Genomic DNA, 20,042 nt, shown 5'->3' on the forward strand with positions numbered 1-20,042 from the left:
GGGCTGCGCGCTGGGGGTCGGGCTCACCGAGGCCGACGGGCTGCCGGTCGACCCGGCCGGTCGGAACGGCCGGTTCCCCGGGGCGACCGAACTCGCCTCGTCCTGGACCGGCAGCTCGGCCTGGCTCGGCGCGGTCGCCGGCACGGTGGTCGGCATCTCCACGGCCGGCGCGTTGGCCTCCCGGGCCGCGCCCAGCGCCGCGCCGAGCGCGGCGAGCGCGACCAGCACCGCCGCGCCGGCCCCGACCAGGGTGCCCCGCCGCCGGTCGATCCGCCGACGGAGTCACCGGCCTCGCCCACGGCCGACCCGGGTGGCGGCGGGTCGGTGCCGTGACCACGAAGGGCACGGGCGCCCCACGGGCACCGGTGTTTTCAAAACGGACTCATGATGGCAAAGACGGCGCTAGGGTCGAGGGCAGGTAGGGCTTCGGCGCGTACCGGCGGCCGGCACGCCGCGGCCCACACCCCGGCGCGGCGCCGCGGCTCCGATTGACCCGGCACCGCTGGCCGGTCCCGCCGCCCTGAGGAAGGGCGGGACCGGCCGGCGGATGTCACCCCGGGGTTGTCACTGGTCGCCGAGCGCCTCCACCACCGGCCGGGACAGCGCCCGGCGGGCCGGCAGCACCGAGGCGCCCAGCGCCGCCAGCACCGCGACGCCGAGGATGAGCCCGAGCTGCCCCAGCGGCAGCACCACGTGGAAGTCCCCGCCGATCCGGCCGAGCAGGGCCATCGCGGCGGCGCTGACGCCGGTGCCGAGACCCACGCCGAGCACCGCGCCGACCAGCGCCATCAGCACCGCCTCGACCGCCAGCATGGCTCGCATCCGACCCCGGGTCAGCCCGACCGCGCGCAGCACGGCGTTCTCCCGGGTGCGCTCCACCACCGACAGGCTCAGTGTGTTGGCCACCCCGACCAGCGCGATCACCACGGCCAGCCCGAGCAGCGCGGTGACGAACGCCAGCAGCATGTCCACCGTGCTGGTCAGCATCTCCTTGTACGCGGCCTGGTCCATCAGGTTGACCGTCGGGTAGCGGGCGAGGACCGTCTCCACGGCCGCGCGGGCCGAGCCGGCGGAGACCCCGTCGGCCGGGTCGATCTCGGCCAGGAAGCCCCGCCGGTCCGGGAAGAGCGCGGTGAAGTCGTCGTCGACCACCTCGATCACGTGACCGGCCGGCACCGACCTGCCGGCCGGCCCCGGCCCGTCGTCGGTGACCACGGCGGCGACCCGCAGCGCCCGGCCCCGCACGGTGACCGTCGAGCCGGCGGTCCAGCCGTGCGCCTGCGCCAGTTCCCGGTGCACCAGCGCCGTGCCGGGGCCGAACCCGTCGAGGTCGCCGGCGACCACCCCGGTCAGCGTCCGAGCGACCAGGGCCGGGTGGGCGGCCCGGATCTCCATCCCGGCGGAGACCGCGCTGCGCTGCTCGTGCACCACGCCGAGTTCGGGGCGGGCGCGCAGCTCGCCGGCGAGGGTCGCCGGCAGGTCGCCGCCGATCCCGGTGACCACGAGGTCCACCCCGATCTCGGCGTCCACGCTGCGCTCGATGCCGTCCTTGGTGCTGCGCGCGCCGACCACGAAGGCGGAGACCAGGCCAATCCCGATCACCAACGCGGTGGCGGTGGCGGCGATCCGCCGTGGGTTGCGGACGGCGTTCGCCACGGCCAGGCCGGCGGTCGCCCCGAACACCCGGCGGGCCGGCCAGCCGAACACCCGCACCAGCGCCGGCACCAGCGCCGGCCCGAACAGCACGAGGCCAAAGAAGGTCAGCACCCCGCCGGCCGCGACCAGCAGCACCTGCACGGCGAACGCGGCGCCGACCAGCGCGGCGATCCCGGTGGCGAAGACCACCGCGCCGGCGGCCAGCCGGAACCGGCCGGCGCCCCGGGTGGGCTGCACCGCCGCGTCGGTGAGCGCGGCGACCGGGGCGATCCGGGTGCCCCGCCAGGCCGGCAGCAGCGCCGCGCCGACCGTGATCGCGGTGCCCAGCACCAGGCTGAGCAGCACCGTCGGCGCGGTGACGGTGAGCCCGCCGGAGGCCGGCGCGTCCAGCCGGGACATCAGCTCACCCAGGCCGGCGGCCAGGCCGACGCCGAGCAGCACGCCGACCGCGGAGGCGGCCAGGCCGACCACCGCCGCCTCCAGCAGGGCGGCGCGGAACAGCTGCCCGCGGGTCGCCCCGACCAGCCGCAGCAGCGCGGTCCGCCGGGTCCGCTGGGCCAGCACGATGGCGAACGTGTTGGCGATGACGAACCCGGCCACCACCACCGCGACCCCGGCGAAGGTGAGCAGCACCATGTTGAACTGCTCCAGGCTGCGGACCGCCTCGTCGACGGCGTCGTCGAGGATCTGCTGGCGGGTCTTCACGCTCGGCCCGGCGCCGGCCGCCGCGGCGACCCGGTCGACCAGCTCCGCCTCGGCCACGCCCGGCCGGGCGGCCACCATGATTCGGCCGTACCCGCGCTCCCCGGTGACCGCGAGGGCGTCGGAGCCGACCAGGCCGATGAACGGGCCGCCGACGTCGCGCGCGGTGTCGGCCACGTCGACCGTGCCGACCAGGGTGTACGGCCGGGCCGCTCCCCCGGCCCCGCCGATCCGGACCGGGGCGCCGAGGGTGAAGCCCTCGGCGGCGACCGTCGGCGCGTCCAGCACCACCTCGCCGGGGCGGTCCGGCAGCCGGCCGGCGACCACGTCGTACGAGCGCAGGGCCGGCTCGACCGGGATGGCGGCGAGCACGGCGTAGCCGAGCACCGGCCGGCCGTCGGCGCCGAGCACCCCGCCGGAGCCGGTCAGCTCGCCGGCCGCGGCGGCCACCCCGTCGACCGCGCGCACCCGGTCGACCAGGGCCGGCGGCAGCGCCTCGGACTCGGCGTAGACGCCGAGGTCGGTGTGCCGGTCGAAGGTGCCGGCCCGCTCGTACGCCCCGGCCCGCATGCCGTCGACGAAGATCAGCGTGCCGGCGACGAACGCCACGCCGAGCACGATGGCCAGCGCGGAGAGCAGCAGGCGCAGCGCCTCGGCGCGCAGCGAGCGCAGGGTCAGCCGGATCACCGGGCCACCGCCTCGCGGGCCGGGTCGAGCCCGGCGAGCGCGTCCAGGACCCGCTCGGCGGTGGGCGCGTCGAGGTCGCGCACCAGCCGGCCGTCGGCGAGGAAGACCACCCGGTCGGCGTACCCGGCGGCCCCCGGGTCGTGGGTCACCATGACGACGGTCTGCCCGAGGGTGTCGACCGCCTCGCGGAGCAGCCGCAGCACCTCGGCGCCGGCCCGGGAGTCCAGGTTGCCGGTGGGCTCGTCGGCGAAGATCACCCAGGGCTTGGTGATCAGGGCGCGGGCCACCGCCACCCGTTGCTGCTGCCCGCCGGAGAGCTCCGCGGGCCGGTGCCGCAGCCGGTCGGTGAGCCCCACCGCGGCCACCACCTGGCGCAGCCAGCCGGGGTCGGGGCGGCGGCCGGCGATGGCCAGCGGCAGCACGATGTTTTCCTCGGCGCTCAGCGCCGGCAGCAGGTTGAACTTCTGGAACACGAAGCCGACCCGGTCCCGGCGCAGCAGGGTGAGCCGGCGGTCGTCGAGCCGGGTGAGGTCGGCCTCGCCGATGCGCACCGCACCGGCGGTGGGCCGGTCCAGGCCGGCCAGGCAGTGCATGAGGGTGGACTTGCCGGAGCCGGACGGGCCCATGATGGCGGTGAACCGGCCGGCGGCGAAGTCGACGTCGACGCCGTCCAGGGCGACGACGGCGGTTTGGCCGCTGCCGTACCGCTTGGACAGGCCGCGGGCGGTGACCGCGACGCCGGCGGCGGCGTGCGCGGGAGGTGCGACGGACACGTGGCGCTCCCCGTGGAGATCGTTGGTGGGACGTCTCCGACGCTATGGGCGGGCCGGCGGGGCGGCGTCCACCCGCGCGCTCGACCGTGCTGCGACCACGGGTGCCCCTGACCGGGCGGACCCGTACGACCCAGGTCGTACGGCGGCTCAGCCGCCGGGGATGACCAGCCCGCTCTCGTACGCCAGCACCACGGCCTGCACCCGGTCGCGGAGCTGGAGCTTGGCCAGGATCCGCCCGACGTGGGTCTTCACGGTGGCCTCGGCGACGTGCACCCGGGCGGCGATCTCGGCGTTGGACAGCCCCTGCGCCACCAGCAGCAGGATCTCCCGCTCCCGCTCGGTGAGCTGGGCCAGCTTGGGGTCCTCGGTCGGGCCAGGGCCGAGCCGGCCGGCGAACCGGTCGAGCAGCCGCCGGGTGATCGACGGGGCGACCACCGAGTCGCCCTGGGCGACCACCCGGATCGCGGCCAGCAGTTCCTCCGGCGGGACGTTCTTGAGCAGGAACCCGCTGGCCCCGGCCTGGAGGGCGGCGAACGCGTCGGCCTCGGTGTCGAAGGTGGTGAGGACCAGCACCCGGGGCGGACCGGCGGACCGCCCGGCGCAGAGCCGGCGGGTCGCCTCCACCCCGTCCATGGTCGGCATCCGGATGTCCATCACCACCACGTCGGCGGCGACCCGGTCGAGCACCCGCAGCGCGTCGGCGCCGTCGATCGCCTCGCCGACCACCTCGAGGTCGGGCTGGGAGTCCAGCACCATCCGGAACCCGGCGCGCACCAGCGCCTGGTCGTCCACGATCACCACGCGGACCGTCATGCCGCCACCACCTCCGTTCCGGCCGTCGACGGTAGCGGCAGCCGCGCCCGCACCTGCCAGCCCCCGGCCAGCCGGGGTCCGGCGGTCAGGCTGCCGTCGTACACCGCCACCCGCTCGCGCATGCCGACCAGGCCGTGGCCGCCGGACGGCGCGGGGCCGACCACGGTCCGGCCGCGCCCGTCGTCGACCACCGCGACCAGCACGGCGCCGGCTTCGTGGGCGAGGGTGACCTCGACGGCCGCGCCGACCCCGGCGTGCTTGAGCGCGTTGGTCAGCCCCTCCTGCACCACCCGGTAGACGGTCAGCTCCAGCCCGGGCGGCAACGGCGCCGGCTCGCCGGTCACCGCGTACCGCACCCGCAGGCCGGCGGCCCGGAACCGGTCCAGCAGCGCGGGCAGTTCGGTCAGCGCCAGCCGGCGGTGCTCCGGGTCGGCGGCCACCCCGGCGCCGTCGGGCTCGGCCGCCGCGCCGGGTTCGGCCGCCGCCTCCGGCCGGTCCTCCTCCCGCAGTACGCCGACCAACCGGCGCATCTCCTCCAGCGCCTGCCGGCCGGTGTCGGCGACCACCTTGACCGCGGCGCGGGCGGTCTCCGGGTCGCGGTCGAGCATGTACCGCGCCCCGTCGGCCTGCACGATCATGACGGCCATGCTGTGCGCCACCACGTCGTGCAGCTCGCGGGCGATCCGGGTGCGCTCGCCGGCCACCGCGGCTCGGGCCTCCGCCTCGCGTTCCCGCTCCAGGGTGGCGGCCCGCTCCTCCAGGCTGAGCACGTAGAGCCGGCGGGTCCGCACGTTGAGCCCGACCAGCCAGACCGCCCCGGTGACCAGCCCGAAGTAGATCGCGGTGGCCCACCAGGCGACGCCACCGTCGGTCTGCTGGTCGTTCTGCAGAGCGGCCAGCAGCACCCCGACGGCGGCGACGATCCCGGCGAGGATGCCGTCGCGGAGCCGGTCGGCGTACTTCACGACGCTGTAGAGGGCGATCAGCACCGCGATGTCGTAGGGCAGCGGACCCCAGCCGGCGACCACCTGGAGCAGCGCGAGCGCCGCCACCACGGCGGTGACCGCCGAAGGGTGGCTTCGCCGGAACAGCAGCGCCACCGCCATCGCGGCTCCGGTCAGGGTGGCCTGCCAGCCGCCGGGCTGGGCCACCACGCCGGCGACGGCGAGGAGTGCCACCACTGCGGAGACGAAGGCGTCGAAGGCGACGCTGCGCAGCGGGCGGCCGAAGATCGTGCGGTTCACGGTCACCCAGCGTACGTGCCCGGTTGGCGCGGCGGCCGCTCCGCCATGATCAGCCGGGACGGCGCCGGGTCAGGAGTCGAGGAGTTCGCGCAGCCGGTCGATCTCGACGGACTGCTCGGTGGCGACCGAGTTGGCGAACTCGGAGAGGGTCAGCTCGGAACCGACCTTGAGCAGCTCGGTGGCCATCTCGACCGCGCCCCGGTGGTGCTCGGTCATCATCCGCACGAAGAGCCGGTCGAACTCGGCGCCCCGGGCGTCGGCGAGCCGGCGCATCGCCTCGGCCGACTGCATGCCGCGCATGCTGCCGTGGTCGTGCCCCTCGACCCGCTCGGCGAGACCGCGGACCTGCAGCCAGCCGCGCAGCATGCCGATCTCCGGGCCCTGGCTGGCCCGGATCCGGTCGGCGATGGCCCGCACGTCGGGGTCGGCGGCCCGGTCCGGGGCGAGTTCGGCCATCGCCATGGCCTGCCCGTGGTGCGGGATCATCATCCGGACGAATTCGACGTCCATCGCGTTGTGCGGGCGCTCGGGGGCGCGGACCTGCTCGGCGGGCCGGACCGCCGCCGACTCGCCGGGCCGGCCCGGCACGATCACCGGCGGACCGGTCGGGGTGGGCGTGGCAGTCGCGGCGGCCGGTCGGGCCTCGCCGGGCGCCGGGTCGGCGCCGGCGCGGACCACGACCAGGACCACCAGCGGCAGCGCGAGGGCCAGTGTGACGATCGCCAGGATCCGCGCGCGCCGGTTGGTCATGGGCCACTCCCTGAGGTCGAGGTCACCGCGATGGTATCCATCGACAGACCTGACGTCATGTGACGCAGGTCACATCGACGTCTGTCGTCGGACGGTAAGGTGTGGACAATCGTCACCCCCCTTGCGAAGGGCTCGCCGATGATCAGATTCCCCTCGCCGCGGACCCGGCGGTTCAGGGTCGTCAGCCTGGCCGCGGCCGGGCTGCTCCTGGCCAGCGCCGTGACCGCACCACCGAGCAGCGCCAGCCTGGCGCCGCAGCCGGCGTCGGCCGGCACAGTGGACACCACCAACACCATCCCCGGCGTCGACGAGATCGTCAGCAGTCCCAACCTGCGACTGATCACCAACCTGCCCAAGCAGGCCCCGCTGGACGCCACCAACAGCGACCTGGCGTTCCAGGGCAGGTACGCGTTCGCCGGCAACTACAACGGCTTCGTCGTCTGGGACATCTCCCGACCCAGCGCGCCGACGGTGGTGGCGTCGGTGTTCTGCCCCGGTTCGCAGAACGACATCTCCGTCCACGACGACCTGCTCTTCCTCTCCACCGACTCACCACGCAGCGACGACTCGTGCAACAGCACGGGCCTGCCGGCGACGGAGAAGGAGTCGTGGGAGGGCATCAAGATCTTCGACATCCGCGACAAGGCCAACCCGCGCTACATCAAGTCGGTGGAGACGGCCTGCGGCTCGCACACCCACACGCTGGTGCCGGCCAAGGACAACCGCTCCGTCTACCTGTACGTCTCCTCGTACAGCCCGCGGGCGGAGTTCCCGGACTGCCAGCCCCCGCACGACTCCATCTCCATCGTCAAGGTGCCGCTGAAGAAGCCCACCGAGGCGGCGGTGGTGGCCACGCCGAACCTCTTCCCGGACGGCGGCTACGAGGGCGTGCCGGGCGAGAAGTCGGCGACCACCGGCTGCCACGACATCACGGCGTACCCGCAGAAGGACCTGGCCGCGGGCGCCTGCATGGGTGACGGCATCCTGATGGACATCCGCAACCGGGAGGCGCCCCGGGTGATCAACCGGGTGCGGGACACGACCAACTTCGCGTTCTGGCACTCGGCCACCTTCAACAACGCCGGCACCAAGGTGGTCTTCACCGACGAGCTGGGTGGCGGTGGCGCCGCGACCTGCAACGAGACCGTCGGCCCGAACCGGGGTGCGGACGCCATCTACGACATCACCGGCCGCGGTGACAACCGGACGATGGTCTTCCGCAGCTACTTCAAGATCCCCCGGACCAACGCCGACACCGAGAACTGCGTGGCGCACAACGGCTCGCTGATCCCGGTGCTCGGGCGGGACATCATGGTCCAGGCGTGGTACCAGGGCGGCGTGTCGGTGTGGGACTTCACCGACTCGGCCAACCCGAAGGAGATCGCCTTCTGGGAGCGCGGTCCGATCTCGACGGAGGCGCCGGTCGGCGGCGGTTCGTGGTCCGCGTACTACTACAACGGCCACATCTACTCCAACGACATCGCCAAGGGCTTCGACGTGTTGAAGCTGACCGACTGGCGGACCTGGACGGCGGAGCTGGTCCGGTACCGCGAGCTGAACGTGCAGACCCAGCCGCGCTACCTGGGCTGGTAACCCACGCGACAGACCGGGCCCGGTCCCCGCTCGGGGGCCGGGCCCGGTCACGTACGCGGGGCGGCGGTCGCGTCAGCCCGCCGGCGGGTACGGGTCGCCCTGGTAGGTGTACTCCGTCTCGATCTTCCCGTCGGCGGTGTGCACGACGAGTTGGCTCGGCTCGTTGCCGTGCGCCGCCTCGCGGCCCGCCTCGACGGCGCGCTGCTTGGTGTCGAAGGTGCCGACCACCTGGCTGCCCCGCTCGACCTTCCAGCCGCCACCGTTCGGTACGACGTGGTATTCGTTGCGCTTCATGCCACCTGCCTCTCGTTCGTGGCGGTTCAGGTACCCGGCCGTCGCGGGCCGAAAACCGGGGCCGGTGGACAACCATCTATCGCTGCCCTAGCGTCCAACAGATATGCGGAGGACTCTGTGGGGCGCCGGCGTCGCCCTGATGCTGGCCGTGACCGCCTGTTCCACACCCGACCCGGCCGGCCCCGCGCCGGCCGTGACCGGGACGCCCATCGCCTCCCGGCAGGATCCGGGCCAGGTCGAGCAGACCCTGACCAGCCTGCGCAAGGTCGACGACCTGCCGCTGTACGAGATGACCTACGTCGGGGCGTACGACCCGACGGTGGGCACGGACGCCAGCCCGACCACGAAGCCGTTCGGCTGCTCGCTCTTCGTCGCCGCGGGCGACCCGGGCCGGCCACTGTTCGCCCGCAACTTCGACTGGGACGCCAATCCGGCGATGGTGCTGCGCACCGACCCGCCGGACGGTTACGCGAGCATCTCCGTGGTGGACATGTCCTACCTCGGCGTCGGCGCCGACCCGGCCGGCGACCGGCGGCTGCTCAACGCCCCGCTGCTGCCCTTCGACGGCATGAACGAACGCGGCCTGGCGGTGGGGCTGGCCGCCGACGACGGCGCCCGGGCCGAGCGGGACCCGGCCAAGCCGACCGTCGGCTCGGTACGCATCCTGCGGCTGGTGCTCGACCAGGCGGCCACGGTGGACGAGGCGGTCGCCGTGTTCCAGCGGTACAACGTGGACTTCGACGGCGGGCCGCCGCTGCACTACCTGATCGCCGACGCCACCGGCGCCTCGGTGGTGATCGAGTTCACCGACGGCCGGCTGCGGGTGGAGCGGGGATCGGGCGGCTGGCAGGCGCTGACCAACGTGCCGGTCGCCGGGGTGCCGGAGCAGCGCCGCCGGGAGGACCAGCGGTACCGGGTGATCGCCGAGGCGCTCAGCCGCACCGACGGGGTGGCCGACGCGCCCGCCGCCCACGGGATCCTCACCGACGTCCGCCAGGGGCACACCCGCTGGTCGGTGACGTACGGCCTGCGCAGCGGCGAGGTCCGGCTGACCACCGCCAGCGGCGGCGCCGAGCGGCGCTACCAGCTGCCGGTGAGCTGACCCCCGTTCCCGGCGGCCGCCCGCCTCGGCGAGCTGTTCGGGGCGGGCCGGGGCGCGGGATCGGCGCGGTGGTCGACCGCGCCGCTCGACTGCGGTTGCTCGGCCACGGCGTGGCGTCGCGCTCTCGCCGCCGGATCAGCGGTCGGGGATCCGGTCGAGCTGCTCCTGGATCGCCGCCGGGGTCAGCGCCGGGCGGCCGCCCGGGTGGCCGACGGTGGCGCCGGCGGCCGCGACGGCGTACCGGGCCACCCGGTCGCGGGGCTCGTCGCGGAGCAGCCCGAGGGTGAGCGCGGCGACGAACGCGTCCCCGGCACCGGTGTCGTCCACGGTGGGCGTCTCGCTCAGCGGCACGAACACCTCCCCGTCCGGCCAGACGAACGCGTTGCCGGCTCCGGCCACCTCGACGGCCAGCAGCGACGGGCCGCGCCGCAGCAGCTTCCGCCCGGCCGCCAGGCCGCTGTCGGCGTCCGTCGGCTCGTCGCCGGTGAGGAGCGCGACCTCGCGGGCGTCCGCGCGCAGCACGTCGGCGAGCGCCAGCAGCTCGTCGGCGGCGGCCCGATCCTCGGGTGCCCCGTCGAGCACCACCAGCCGGCCGGCCGACCGGGTGGTCCGGGCCGCGGCGAGCGCCGCCGCCGGTGGCTGCTGCAACTGCACCAGCACGGCCCGGGCGCCCCGCAGCGCGCTGGCGGCCCCGGCGACGTCCTCGGGGGTGAGCAGGGTCGGCTCGGGCAGGTCCTCCAGGTAGCGCCACCGGGCCGCCCGGTCGACCAGGTCGACGATCAGCCCGGTGGGAGTGCCGGACCGGCGTACCACCGGACCGACGTCCACGCCGTCGGCGCGCGCCCGGGCGAGCAGCCGTTCCCCCACCTCGTCGTCGCCGACCACCCCGAGCAGCCCGACCCGGGCGCCGAGCTGGGCCAGCGCGACGGCCTGGTTGGCGCCCTTGCCGCCGAGCAGTTCCCGGCGTCGCCGCACGGGAGCGCTGCTTCCGGCCGGCGGCACCTCGTCCACCAGCAGCACGAGATCCCGGGCCACCTGCCCGACCACCAGCACGTCCAGTCCCGCCATGTCCGGCTACTACCCCGGCCGGCGCCGGCCACGCCCCACCGGCGGGCGTGCGAGCAGGCCGGCGTCCGCCACGCCCGTCGGCGGGCGGGCCGGCCGACGTACGCCGCGCCCGTCGACGAGCTGCGGGCCGGGATCCAGGCCGAGTTCGTCGGCCAGGCGAGCGAGCCGGCGCCCGGCCTCGCTGCCGCTTCCCTGCCGGGCCGGCCGCCGCCCGGTCCGGGGTCAGGGCAGCGCGGCCGGTCCCGGGTCGACGGTGTTGCCAGCGCGGTGCGGCGGCCGTAGACTTTGCTTTGCAGAGCTATCGCTGTCGCAAAGTCAGACAGGAGTACACCATGGAGCCCGGCGCCACCGAGCAGGCCGAAGACACCCTCGCCGCCCTTGAGCGGTTGCGCCGACGCACCCACCGGCGCGTCCACGGCGGCGCCTGGCTGCCCGCCCTCGGCGTCGCCGTGCTGCTGCTGGCCAGCGTGGCGCTCTACCGGCACCCGCTGACCTCCCCCACCGCCATCGTGGCCGAGCACCCCTGGTGGGCGGGGCTGCCCGACGAGCAGCGCAGCCCGGTCGCCTCCTACGCGTTCTGGTTCGTCGGCACGCCGCTGCTGTTCGCCGGCATCGGCCTCTGGTACCGGTGGCGTGCCCGCCGGCTCGGCGTACGGGTCGCGTGGCCGCTCGTCGCCGGCACCGGGCTCGGGGTGCTGGCCCTGCTGGCCGTGCTGGCCGCGGTGCCGACCGGTCCGGTGCCCGACGGGCTCACCGCGCCTGACGGGCCGTACTGGCCGGGGCTGCTCACCCCGCTGCTGCCGCTCGCCGCCGCGGTCGTGGTGCTCGGCCGGGCCGAGCGCAGTGCCGGCCTCACCGCGGCCGGCGTGTGGATGGCCCTGCTCACGGCCTGGCTGTGCACCTCGTTCCCGCTGGGCGCACTGCCCGGCTGGGCGGGCCGACTGGTCGGCGGGGGCAGCGGCCTCGGCGGCCAGCTCGGGCTGCGGCCCGGTCACTATCTTGTCCTGATGGCACTCCCCCTGCTCGCGGTCGCCGCCGTCCGGCTGGTGACCGGCCGCCGTCCGGACCGCGCATGACGCGGCAGCAGCCACCGCACCCCGCCACGACCTTGGACGACGTGGTCCACCAGCGGGTCCGGCTGGGCATCCTCACCGTGCTGAGCGAGGCGCACGAGTGCCGGTTCGCGGTGCTACGCGACGAGCTCGGGCTGACCGACGGCAACCTCAACCGGCACCTGCGCATCCTGGAGGAGGCCGGGCTGCTCCAGGTGACCAAGGGCTACGAGGGCCGCCGTCCGTGCACCTGGGTGCGGTTGACCCGGCAGGGCCGGGCCGCGCTGCGGGCGGAGGTCGCCGTGCTGGAGCAGCTGGTGGCCCGGATCCGCACCGCCACCAACCGGCCGGACGCCGACGGCTGAGCGCGCGGTGACGCTCAGCTCCGCGAGGCGTACCGGCGCGATCGGCTCAAGTACGACGTCCTGGCTCAGCCCGGCAGCGGGGCCTCCTCGTCGCCGCGGGTGCGGCGCGGGCCGACCAGCCGGCGCACCATCGGGGCGGCGTTCCACCTCGCCGCGCCGACCAGGTCGCGGGCGTGCTCCAGCACGGTGTAGTCCGGTCGCGCCCGGCCCGCCGCGATGGCCCGGTCCAGGTCGTTGCCGCAGCGGGTGAGCACGGTGTCGAAGTCGCGGCGGACCGGCTCCAGCAGGTGGTAGCCGAACTGGCGGTGCAGCCGGGCGAAGAGTGGCTTGTAGAGCCGGGCCCGCTCGTGCAGCCCGGACGAGTACGACATCGGGTTCTTCGGCCGCCGCCGGACGTAGTCGGGCAGCAGGTCGGCGAAGGCCCGCCGGACGATCCACTTCTCCTGGCCGTCGCGCAGCTTCAGCGCGACCGGCAGCCGCATCGCCAGCTCCACCACGTTCAGGTCGAGGAACGGCACCCGGGCCTCCACCTCGTGTCCCATGCTGGCCCGGTCGACCCGCTGCAACTCGGTCCGGCACAGGTTGCGGATCTTGTGCAGGAAGAGCCGTCGAGACGCCTCCGGGCCCACCTCGTGGTACATCGGGTAGCCGCCGAACAGCTCGTCCGACCCGTCGCCGGTGAGCACCACCTTGACGCCCAGCTCCCGCAGCCGGCGGAAGATCGGCACCGAGACGACCGCGTTGATGATGTCGCCGTACTCGGTCAGCTCGGAGATCCGGATCGCCTCCCGGATCTCGGCCAGCCGGATGTCGCGCGGGCGCAGCTCGACCACCTCGTGCGGCACGCCCAGGTCGGCCGCGAGCCGCCGGGCGTACGCCACGTCCGGGCTCTCCGGCACGCCCACGGTGACTGCGACGCAGTCCGGGTGCAGCTCGCGGACGTGCAGCAGGGCCAGCGAGCTGTCCAACCCGCCGGAGAGCACCACCCCCACGGTGAGGTCGGTGTCCACCCGGACCCGGATGCTGTCGGTGAGGGCGGCACGGACGAGCAGGGCGGCCTCGTCCGGGTCGTCCACCACCGGCAGCCCCGCACCCAGCCGGAGCAGGTCGAGGTACGGGCGCAGCCGCACCTGCCCGTCGGCGTCGGCCCAGCCGTGGTGCCCGGGTGGCACCTCGGCGATCTGCGTGCCGTGCCCGACCAGCGCCTTGACCTCGCTGGCCAGGTGCAGGCAGCCGGGGGTGCGGGTCCAGTAGAGCGGCTTCACGCCGAGCGGATCGCGGACCAGGTAGGTGCGGCCGGTGGCCCGCTCGACCACGGCGAAGGCGTACTCCCCGCGCAGCCGGGTCACCATCCGCTCGCCCCAGTGCAGGAACGCGGCCAGCACCACCTCGGTGTCGCTGAGGCTGCGGAACCGGTACCCGAGCCGCGTCAGCTCCCCGCGCAGCTCGTGGTGGTTGAAGACCTCGCCGTTGTAGCAGAGCACCCACCGCTCGTCGGCGGAGGTCCACGGCTGCACCGCCCGCTCCCGGTCCACCACCCGCAGCCGCCGGACGCCGGCGAGCAGGCCGTTCTCGTACCGGGTCTCGGTGACCTCGCCGCGCGGGGCGAGCACCGTCAGCATCCGCCGGAAGATCGCCGGGTCGGCCTCCGGGCCGAGGCTCAGCACGATGCCGCACATCGCTCAGATCCCCATCTCGGCCTCGTACGCCCGGCGCAGCCGCCGGCGGGCGCCGGGCGCGAGGCAGAGGTGCCAGGCCTGGCCCTCGTCGACCACGTTGACCTCGCCGGCCTGTTGCCGGGCCAGCAGCAGCCCGCCGAGGGTCTCCCGGACCCCGAACCGCTCGTACCAGGCCAGCTCCACGTCGACCGCCCAGCCGAGACAGTGCCCGCTGGGCACCATGGCGGCGTAGCCGAGGCGGCGCAGCCGGTACTGGTGCTCGGCGCTGCGGACCAGGCTGGTCACCCAGAGCGGCGGGGTGCCCGTCGGGGTGCTGGCGGCGAACTCGCGGGCGACGTCGTTGAGGAAGGCGACCATCTCCCGCCGGGCCCGCCGGAACAGCAGCCCGGCGGTACGCGGGGTGGCGTCCGGCCGCAGTCTGCGGCGCAGCGCCCGTACCCCCCGCCCGAGGAGGGTGGCCGGCTGCTCCTGGTAGCGGAAGCGGAGCAGGTCCCGCCGGCGCAGCCACTCCAGGTCCACCAGTTCGGGGCTGGCGTTGACCTGCGCGTCGGTGAGGTAGGTGGGCGCGTCCCGCCACCACATCACGTCGATGCGGGAGAGCAGGTAGATCCGGACCAGGGCGGTCAGGTCGGCGGCGGAGCTGCGCTCGTTCGGCTGGTAGCGGGCCATCTCCAGCAGCAGCGTCTCGCGGGCGCCGACGAAGCCCTGCGGGGTGGCGTCGAGCACCGCCGCGAGAGCCGGTTCGCGCAGCCGGGCGTCGATCAGCACCTGCCGGGCCGCGGTGGAGGGCGCCGTGGCCAGCGCGCCGACCTCGACCAGCAGCTCGGCCACGGCGGCGCGGTAGGCGTCCAGGTCGGGGCCGGGCGACGGGCTCCGGCGCAACGGGCCGACCGGTGGCCGGCGGCGGGCCGGTGCGGTCGACGCGGCGGGCGGACCGGGCTGGTGTCCCGGGCTTCGGCTCGGCACTCGCATGGGTCGGTCCTCTCTCCCGTCACGACAACGGTCGGCAACCTCTGCCGCACACCGTAATCGGCCGGACCGGGTCAAGCCCGAACAATCCTCCTATCTTCCTCCGAAGGGATACGAGCAGGTCAGGACGGCTGCCAGGCGACCGCCGGGGGACGAACCGCTACCCGGCGGACGGCGCGACCAGCCGCTGTGTCTCGGCGTACGAGGGCAGCCCCGGCGGGACGCCCGCGCCGTCGAGCACGGCGAGGGCGCCGGCCAGCGCGGCCCGGAACAGCAGGGAGCCGGTGCTCACCCGGGCCACCCCGAGCGGGCCCAGCTCGGCCGGACCCGGGCCGCCGGGTGACAGCAGCACGTTGAGCGGGGCGTCGATCGCGGCGGCCAGCCGGGCGATCAGGTCGGGGTCGGCGACGCCCGGCACGAAGACGCCGTCAGCACCGGCGTCCTGGTAGGCACGGGCCCGGCGCAGCGTCTCCGGCAGCGGGTCGGGCGTGCCCAGCCACCAGGTGTCGGTGCGGGCGTTGACGAACAGGCCCGGCACGGTGGCCTTGACCGCGGCCACCTTGGCGGCGGTCAGCTCGGCTGGGGCGAGGCCGCCGTCGGCCCGGCCGTCCTCGACGTTGATCCCGACCACCCCGAGCCCGGCCAGCTCGGCGGCCAGCTCGGCGACCTCGGCCGGGTCGTCGCTGAACCCGGCCTCCACGTCGACGGTGAGCAACACCGGGAGCCGGCCCAGCAGCCGGGCCAGCCGCAGCGTCTCCGCCCGGGTGGCGGCCTCGCCGTCGGGCAGGCCGGCGGCCGCGGCGACGCCGAGGCTGGTGGTCCCGATCGCCCGGTGCCCACGGGCGGCGAGCGCGGCGGCGCTGGCGTGGTCCCAGGCGTTGGGCAGCAGCAGCGGCCGGTCCGCGTGGTGCAGGGCGTGGAAGGCGGCGAAGCGGTCGGTCATCGGGGGTGTACCTCCAGTCGGGTCGGCACGCGCAGCAGCGCGTGCGGTTCGTGGTGGACCGGCGCGGGCACCGGCCGGCAGCGGCGGCGCAGCACGTCCACCACGGCGGTGGCCAGCGCCAGCGCGTGCCGCTCCCCCGGGCAGCCGCGCGGCCCGGCGCCGAAGGTCAGCGCCGCGTGCGGACGGCCGGGCAGCAGGTGGTCCGGGTCGGCGAACACCGCCGGGTCCCGGTTGGCGGCGTCGAAACGCAGCAGCACCGGGCTGCCCGACGCGAGCTCCCGCCCACCGAGCCGGACCGGGGCGGTGGTGATCCGCCGGGTGCCGCGTACCGGCGGGTCGAGCCGGAGCACCTCGGCGAGCAGGTCGCCGGTGGGCACGTCGGCCGGCCAGGCCAGCACGTGCCGGGCGGCGGCGCCGATCAGGCCGGCGGTGGCGTCGGCGGCCTGGACCAGCAGGCCGATCCGGTTCGCCCGGACCTCCGGCGGATCCGGTGGGGTCAGCGGCAGCAGCGCGGCCACGGCCCGGTCCGCGCGCCGCACCGTGGCCGGGTCGGCGCCGGGATGGTAGGCGGCCGCGACCGCGGTCACCGCCGGCACGGCGGCGTCCGGGTCGGCCAGGCCCAGCCGCTCGGCCAGCACCCGCAGCGGTACGCGGCGGGCGAGCACGGCCATCACATCCAGCCGGTCGGCGGCCCGGTCGAGCGCCTCCTCGGTACGCCGGGCGGCCACCTCACCCAGCTCGTCGTGGTCGAGTTCGGCCAGCATGGCGGTGCCGGCCGCGCGGCGGCCCGGGTGGGTCTCGGGAGCGCTGAACCGGCTCACCGTGCCGCGCAGCCAGGCGAGGGTCCCAAGCCGGCCGGGTGGGGCGACCGGCACCTGACAGGCCGGATCGAGCAGCGCTGCGCGGACGTCGGCGTGCCGGGTCACCGTCCAGCCGGTGGCCGGGTCGAGGACGGGCGGGCCGCACGGCGGCGTGCCGGCGGCAGGGGCGAGGAGGTGCGTCACGACGGTCACCCGACCGACGGTAGGGCCGGATCGGTTCGGTCCGGACCGAAGTACCCGGGGTTGATCCACCCGACCTCCGCGATGTCGCGGCATCGACGACGCCCTGAGGGCCCGATGTGCGGGAACGGAGTGGACCACGCGGGGCCGACCCGCGACGTCGCGGTGTCGACGACGGACCCGATGTCCGGGAACCAGAGTGGATCACGCGGCGGCCGGTCCGTGCCCGCCGGGGCCGGGTCAGGCGCGGCCGCCGCCGGTGTCCGGGGCGGCGACCGGGGCGAGGTCGGCGACGGTCAGGCCGAGCGCGCCGGCCAGGGCGGGCCCGCCGGCCGGGGTCAACCGGACGGCCCGGCCGGTGCCCCGGGTGAGCCAGCCGAGGTCGAACAGCCGGCCGCAGAGCGCCGCGCCGAGCGCACCGGCCAGGTGCGGGCGTCGCTCGGTCCAGTCCAGGCAGTCGCGCAGCAGCGGACGCCGGCCGAGGGCGGCCATCGGCACGTCGAGCCCGCCGAGCCAGTCCCGCCCGGCCGGGGTCAGGGTGAGCCCGGCCCGCTCGTCCAGCAGCCCCCGGGTCAGCATGGTGTCGCGCAGCAGCACGCCGAGCCGGCCGGCCAGGTGGTCGTAGCAGGTGCGGGCGTACGCCAGCGCCGCGTCGGCGCGCACGGCACGCAACGAGCGGGCGGGCCGCGCGGCGCCCGGGGTGTGGCCGGCCAGGTCCTCGACCAGCTGGGCCACCGACGGCCCGGCCAGCCGCAGGTAGCGGTGCCGCCCCTGGCGCTCCTCGACCAGCAGCCCGCCGGCGACCAGCCGGTCCAGGTGCTCGCTCGCGGTCGACGGGGCGACCGCGGCGGCGCGGGCCAGCTCGCCCGCCGTCCAGGCCCGGCCGTCGAGCAGGGCGAGGCAGAAGCTGGCCCGGGTGCGGTCGGCGAGCAGGCCGGCGAGGCGGGCCAGCGCCGCGCCGTCGGTGCTGGTGGCGCTCATCGGCCCATGCTGACACGGGCACGCTTCGGCGGCCACCGACCGGTCACCGACTCTTTACAACGTTGTATCCATCGTTGTAGAAACGGACGGAGCGACCCTCGTCGACATTCCCCCACCCGAGGCAGGTCTGATGGGACAACTCCGTCGTGGCGGCGCGCTCGCCGCCGTACTCGGTCTGCTGCTGGCGGCGACGGCGTCCGCGCCGGCCGTCGCCGCAGCCGACGCCGACTACCGCAACCCGGTCTCGGCCGGGTTCGCCGACACCTTCGCCGACCCGGTCGTCCTGCGCGGTGACGACGGCTACTGGTACGCCTACGGCACCACCGACCCGCTGCGCGAGGGCGAGCGCCAGTTCCACCGGGTGCCCACCGCCCGCTCCACCGACCTGGTCCACTGGCAGTACGTCGGGGACGCCTTCGGCGCCGACCAGCGGCCCCCGTACGCGGCGCCCGGCGCCGGCTTCTGGGCCCCCGACGTGCGCCGGATCGGCGACCGCTACGTGATGTACGTGACGGTCACCGACACCACCGTCTCCCCGGAGGGCAGCGACTTCGCGATCGGCGCGGCGACCGCGCCCACCCCGACCGGCCCGTGGACCTTCGCCGACGAGCCGGTGGTGGCCCCCCGCCCCGGCGGCGGCGGAGGCTGGCTGTGGACCATCGACCCGTCCCAGTTCACCGACGTCGACGGGACCAGCTACCTCTACTACGGCAGCTACTACGGGGGCATCTCGGTCACCGAGCTCTCCCCCGACGGGCTGCGCGCGGTCGGCCAGCCGACCCTGGTGGCGATCGACAACAAGTTCGAGGGCGGCTACGTGCTGCGCCACGACGGCTGGTACTACCTGTTCGCCTCGACGGCGAACTGCTGCGCCGGCCCGGCCACCGGCTACTCCGTCCACGTCGGCCGGTCGCGGAGCCCGCGCGGCCCGTTCGTGGACCGCGACGGCATCCCGCTGACCGCGTCCCGGGCCGGCGGCACGCCGGTGCTCACCCAGAACGGCAACCGGTGGATCGGCACCGGCCACAACGGCTTCCTCACCGACCTGTCCGGCCAGGACTGGATCGTCTACCACGCGCTCGACCGGGCCGACCCGTACCTGGACGAGCCGTTCGGCATCAACGAGCGGCCGATGCTGCTGGACCGGCTCGACTGGATCGACGGCTGGCCGACGGTCAACGCCGGTGCCGGCCCGTCCGACGGCGACCGGCCCGCGCCGGTGACCACCGGCCGGTGGACGAGCGGTTCGACGCCGGCCTGGCCGGCTGGCGGGGCACCGGCGACTGGCGGGTCGCCGACGGTCGGCTCACTGGCAGCGGCGCGCTGACCAGCCGTACCACCGTCGGCGGTGACCTGCGGGCAGAGACCGACCTGCGGCTGACCGGCGCCGACGCGGCCGGGCTGACCCTGGGCGGCCGGGTCGAGGTGCGGGTCGACGCGGCGGCCGGCCGGCTGGTGGCCGGCGACGGCGGTCGCACCGCCAGCGCGGCTCTGCCGGCGAACTACCGCCCGGCCGACCGGCACAACCTGGCCGTCGAGGTACGCGGTCGACAGCTGGTGGCCGAGCTGAGCCCGGCCCGGCTCGGCGACCACCTGGCCACCGTCGCGCTGCGGCTGGACCGCCCGGTGCCCGGGCGGCTCGGGCTGACCGCCACCGGCGGCGCCGCCGAGTTCGACAACGTCAGCGTGGCCCGGCTGCACCGGCCGGCCCGCCACGCCGTGCCGGAGCCACGGGCCGGCGCCCTGCTGGCCGGGTGGTCCGACGAGTTCACCGACGGCCTCGACCCGGCCTGGAGCTGGGTGCGGCCGGACCCGGCGGCCACCGTGTCCGGCGGGGCGCTGCGCTGGCCGACACAGGCCGCCGACCTGGTCGGCACCGGCAACACCGCGAGCGTGCTGCTGCGCGACGCGCCGGCCGGCGACTACGTGGTGGAGACGAAGGTGACCCTCGACCTGGGCGAGGAGACCGTGCGCAACTACCAGCAGGCCGGCCTGGTCGCCTACGTCGACGACGACCGGTTCGCCCGGCTGGCCCAGGTGGCGATCTGGAACACCCGGCAGGTGGAGTACGGCTACGAACTGCCCTTCGCCGGCCAGCCGGTGTACGGCGGCAACATCGTCGGCACCCCGGCCACCACCACCTGGCTGCGGCTGGCGCACCGGGTCGACCCGGTCACCGGCGAGCACGAGTTCCGGGCCGGCTCCAGCCGGGACGGCGAGCACTGGACGTGGGGCGGGGTGTGGACCTTCCCCGCCGACACCACGCCCCGGATCGGCCTGGTCGCCCACGGCGGCGCGCAGCCGCCGGTCACCGCCGCCTTCGACTACCTGCGCTTCCACCGCTGACCCGGCGGTCGGGCCCCCGCCGGC

The 20,042-nt window shown here is 75.6% G+C and carries 18 protein-coding genes and 1 pseudogene; 6 read left to right on the forward strand and 13 right to left on the reverse strand.

Annotated features, from left to right (window positions below; translation table 11 throughout):
• The 6 genes and pseudogenes from DLJ47_RS20005 to DLJ47_RS20030 all read right to left on the reverse strand — a co-directional run.
• Positions 1-228 (reverse strand): annotated as a pseudogene (locus tag DLJ47_RS20005) (serine/threonine protein kinase); the annotation flags it as partial.
• A gap of 336 nt (positions 229-564) precedes the next feature.
• On the reverse strand, positions 565-3,045 hold the full coding sequence (locus tag DLJ47_RS20010; protein ID WP_109901579.1) for an ABC transporter permease: 2,481 nt from the start codon (positions 3,043-3,045) through the stop codon (positions 565-567).
• Positions 3,042-3,818 carry an ABC transporter ATP-binding protein gene (locus DLJ47_RS20015; RefSeq protein ID WP_109901581.1) on the reverse strand — a complete coding sequence of 259 codons (777 nt, stop codon included), beginning with the start codon at positions 3,816-3,818 and terminating at the stop codon, positions 3,042-3,044. The genes DLJ47_RS20010 and DLJ47_RS20015 overlap by 4 nt, the downstream gene beginning before the upstream one ends.
• 147 nt (positions 3,819-3,965) lie before the next feature.
• Entirely contained in the window at positions 3,966-4,631 is a 666-nt protein-coding gene (locus tag DLJ47_RS20020; RefSeq protein WP_109901583.1) for a response regulator, read from the reverse strand.
• Complete coding sequence (locus DLJ47_RS20025) at positions 4,628-5,881, reverse strand: sensor histidine kinase (RefSeq protein ID WP_109901585.1); 1,254 nt, start codon at positions 5,879-5,881, stop codon at positions 4,628-4,630. Before DLJ47_RS20025 ends, DLJ47_RS20020 begins: the two co-directional genes overlap by 4 nt.
• Before the next feature lie 63 nt (positions 5,882-5,944).
• Entirely contained in the window at positions 5,945-6,625 is a 681-nt protein-coding gene (locus DLJ47_RS20030; protein WP_109901587.1) for a DUF305 domain-containing protein, read from the reverse strand.
• A 138-nt stretch (positions 6,626-6,763) separates the two neighbouring features.
• On the opposite strand from DLJ47_RS20030, the gene DLJ47_RS20035 reads away from it, so the two are divergent.
• Positions 6,764-8,218 carry an LVIVD repeat-containing protein gene (locus DLJ47_RS20035; RefSeq protein WP_109901589.1) on the forward strand — a complete coding sequence of 485 codons (1,455 nt, stop codon included), beginning with the start codon at positions 6,764-6,766 and terminating at the stop codon, positions 8,216-8,218.
• A 72-nt stretch (positions 8,219-8,290) separates the two neighbouring features.
• Here DLJ47_RS20035 and DLJ47_RS20040 read toward each other — a convergent pair whose 3' ends face one another.
• Entirely contained in the window at positions 8,291-8,512 is a 222-nt protein-coding gene (locus tag DLJ47_RS20040) for a DUF2188 domain-containing protein (protein ID WP_109901591.1), read from the reverse strand.
• A gap of 103 nt (positions 8,513-8,615) precedes the next feature.
• On the opposite strand from DLJ47_RS20040, the gene DLJ47_RS20045 reads away from it, so the two are divergent.
• Complete coding sequence (locus DLJ47_RS20045) at positions 8,616-9,614, forward strand: linear amide C-N hydrolase (protein ID WP_109901593.1); 999 nt, start codon at positions 8,616-8,618, stop codon at positions 9,612-9,614.
• Between the two features lie 135 nt (positions 9,615-9,749).
• Here DLJ47_RS20045 and DLJ47_RS20050 read toward each other — a convergent pair whose 3' ends face one another.
• Positions 9,750-10,682, reverse strand: coding sequence for a PfkB family carbohydrate kinase (locus tag DLJ47_RS20050; protein WP_109901595.1), 933 nt, complete (start codon positions 10,680-10,682; stop codon positions 9,750-9,752).
• 332 nt (positions 10,683-11,014) lie between these two features.
• Here DLJ47_RS20050 and DLJ47_RS20055 point away from each other — a divergent pair, with 332 nt between their 5' ends.
• Both DLJ47_RS20055 and DLJ47_RS20060 read left to right on the forward strand, forming a co-directional pair.
• Complete coding sequence (locus DLJ47_RS20055; protein ID WP_109901597.1) at positions 11,015-11,758, forward strand: hypothetical protein; 744 nt, start codon at positions 11,015-11,017, stop codon at positions 11,756-11,758.
• Positions 11,755-12,099 carry a winged helix-turn-helix domain-containing protein gene (locus DLJ47_RS20060; protein ID WP_109901599.1) on the forward strand — a complete coding sequence of 115 codons (345 nt, stop codon included), beginning with the start codon at positions 11,755-11,757 and terminating at the stop codon, positions 12,097-12,099. The genes DLJ47_RS20055 and DLJ47_RS20060 overlap by 4 nt, the downstream gene beginning before the upstream one ends.
• 65 nt (positions 12,100-12,164) lie before the next feature.
• Here the strand turns inward: DLJ47_RS20060 and DLJ47_RS20065 are convergent, their stop codons facing one another.
• From DLJ47_RS20065 to DLJ47_RS20085, 5 genes are all read right to left on the reverse strand, one after another.
• Positions 12,165-13,778: an asparagine synthetase B family protein gene (locus tag DLJ47_RS20065; protein ID WP_109901601.1), complete on the reverse strand. Its 1,614-nt coding sequence runs from the start codon at positions 13,776-13,778 to the stop codon at positions 12,165-12,167.
• Between the two features lie 3 nt (positions 13,779-13,781).
• Positions 13,782-14,750, reverse strand: a complete 969-nt coding sequence (locus DLJ47_RS20070) for a DUF5715 family protein (protein ID WP_109901603.1) — start codon at positions 14,748-14,750, stop codon at positions 13,782-13,784.
• A 157-nt stretch (positions 14,751-14,907) separates the two neighbouring features.
• Complete coding sequence (locus DLJ47_RS20075) at positions 14,908-15,690, reverse strand: isocitrate lyase/PEP mutase family protein (protein WP_109901605.1); 783 nt, start codon at positions 15,688-15,690, stop codon at positions 14,908-14,910.
• Complete coding sequence (locus DLJ47_RS20080; RefSeq protein ID WP_233257914.1) at positions 15,687-16,703, reverse strand: cytochrome P450; 1,017 nt, start codon at positions 16,701-16,703, stop codon at positions 15,687-15,689. Before DLJ47_RS20080 ends, DLJ47_RS20075 begins: the two co-directional genes overlap by 4 nt.
• 228 nt (positions 16,704-16,931) lie before the next feature.
• Complete coding sequence (locus DLJ47_RS20085; RefSeq protein WP_109901609.1) at positions 16,932-17,672, reverse strand: ArsR/SmtB family transcription factor; 741 nt, start codon at positions 17,670-17,672, stop codon at positions 16,932-16,934.
• Between the two features lie 130 nt (positions 17,673-17,802).
• Here DLJ47_RS20085 and DLJ47_RS36985 point away from each other — a divergent pair, with 130 nt between their 5' ends.
• Together DLJ47_RS36985 and DLJ47_RS36990 are read left to right on the forward strand one after the other, a co-directional pair.
• Positions 17,803-18,999, forward strand: coding sequence for a family 43 glycosylhydrolase (locus DLJ47_RS36985; RefSeq protein WP_233257915.1), 1,197 nt, complete (start codon positions 17,803-17,805; stop codon positions 18,997-18,999).
• Positions 18,906-20,018: a hypothetical protein gene (locus DLJ47_RS36990; protein WP_233257916.1), complete on the forward strand. Its 1,113-nt coding sequence runs from the start codon at positions 18,906-18,908 to the stop codon at positions 20,016-20,018. The genes DLJ47_RS36985 and DLJ47_RS36990 overlap by 94 nt, the downstream gene beginning before the upstream one ends.
• Positions 20,019-20,042: the final 24 nt, after the last annotated feature.

The sequence above is a fragment of the Micromonospora sp. S4605 genome, from assembly GCF_003176715.1.
Classification (GTDB): domain Bacteria; phylum Actinomycetota; class Actinomycetes; order Mycobacteriales; family Micromonosporaceae; genus Micromonospora; species Micromonospora echinaurantiaca.

What these genes read in the sequence shown, in the direction of transcription:
- DLJ47_RS20020 (WP_109901583.1), bottom strand. Translation starts at nt 4,631, where the DNA reads ATGACGGTCCGCGTGGTGATCGTGGACGACCAGGCGCTGGTGCGCGCC.
- DLJ47_RS20030 (WP_109901587.1), bottom strand. Translation starts at nt 6,625, where the DNA reads ATGACCAACCGGCGCGCGCGGATCCTGGCGATCGTCACACTGGCCCTC.
- DLJ47_RS20035 (WP_109901589.1), top strand. Translation starts at nt 6,764, where the DNA reads ATGATCAGATTCCCCTCGCCGCGGACCCGGCGGTTCAGGGTCGTCAGC.
- DLJ47_RS20040 (WP_109901591.1), bottom strand. Translation starts at nt 8,512, where the DNA reads ATGAAGCGCAACGAATACCACGTCGTACCGAACGGTGGCGGCTGGAAG.
- DLJ47_RS20045 (WP_109901593.1), top strand. Translation starts at nt 8,616, where the DNA reads ATGCGGAGGACTCTGTGGGGCGCCGGCGTCGCCCTGATGCTGGCCGTG.
- DLJ47_RS20050 (WP_109901595.1), bottom strand. Translation starts at nt 10,682, where the DNA reads ATGGCGGGACTGGACGTGCTGGTGGTCGGGCAGGTGGCCCGGGATCTC.
- DLJ47_RS20055 (WP_109901597.1), top strand. Translation starts at nt 11,015, where the DNA reads ATGGAGCCCGGCGCCACCGAGCAGGCCGAAGACACCCTCGCCGCCCTT.
- DLJ47_RS20060 (WP_109901599.1), top strand. Translation starts at nt 11,755, where the DNA reads ATGACGCGGCAGCAGCCACCGCACCCCGCCACGACCTTGGACGACGTG.
- DLJ47_RS20065 (WP_109901601.1), bottom strand. Translation starts at nt 13,778, where the DNA reads ATGTGCGGCATCGTGCTGAGCCTCGGCCCGGAGGCCGACCCGGCGATC.
- DLJ47_RS20070 (WP_109901603.1), bottom strand. Translation starts at nt 14,750, where the DNA reads ATGCGAGTGCCGAGCCGAAGCCCGGGACACCAGCCCGGTCCGCCCGCC.
- DLJ47_RS20075 (WP_109901605.1), bottom strand. Translation starts at nt 15,690, where the DNA reads ATGACCGACCGCTTCGCCGCCTTCCACGCCCTGCACCACGCGGACCGG.
- DLJ47_RS20085 (WP_109901609.1), bottom strand. Translation starts at nt 17,672, where the DNA reads ATGAGCGCCACCAGCACCGACGGCGCGGCGCTGGCCCGCCTCGCCGGC.
- DLJ47_RS36985 (WP_233257915.1), top strand. Translation starts at nt 17,803, where the DNA reads ATGGGACAACTCCGTCGTGGCGGCGCGCTCGCCGCCGTACTCGGTCTG.